Consider the following 589-nt stretch of genomic DNA (forward strand, 5'->3'; position numbering starts at 1 on the left):
TATTGTCGTTCTTCGGCAGCGTAGTAAAGTGGCCACAGCTGCTGGCATAGATGTCCAACGCTTTCTCTGCTCTGAAATGGTATCCCTTGCGTTTGCACCATTTCTGGTAACGCTCTGTAAATGCCTTTTCACTGACGCGACAGATACAGTCGCAATGCCAAAAGGTCATGACAAAGTCCACCCATTTCTGGTGGCCGTCTGCACGCTCCGGGCTGGTGAACAGCTCGTTCACACCGGGGAATGTTTTGTCGGTTAGAGAAATGAGATTGTTTTGCAGCGATACCACGGTTTTCATGTAGAGATTGTACTGGCGGCTGCACAGTTTCAGTTGTTGTCTGATCGTGTCCATGGGAGTATATTCCCGCAGATCTACCCAGTTGTCAAGGCCGTACTTGGCAATCTTCATGGCATCAGCCTTGTCGGTCTTGACCTTTCGGATAGAGCCACCACCGCTCTGCTTGATAAACAGCGGATTCAAGACACAGACATAGATCCCGTACTCGTGCAGTGCCGCAGCTACCGGCTCATGGTAACGCCCTGTGGCTTCCATGATGACACGGGTATCTTCGCCCAATGCAATGATGGCATA

Annotated in this window: 1 protein-coding gene; it reads right to left on the reverse strand. The window is 50.8% G+C overall.

Annotation, left to right across the window (positions count from 1 at the left end; all coding sequences use genetic code 11):
* Nucleotides 1-589: IS110 family transposase (locus ACEVJL_RS16810; RefSeq protein ID WP_374738491.1), on the reverse strand; the 589-nt coding region annotated here is incomplete at both ends.

It is taken from the genome of Flintibacter porci (assembly GCF_041925195.1).
GTDB lineage: Bacteria > Bacillota > Clostridia > Oscillospirales > Oscillospiraceae > Lawsonibacter > Lawsonibacter porci.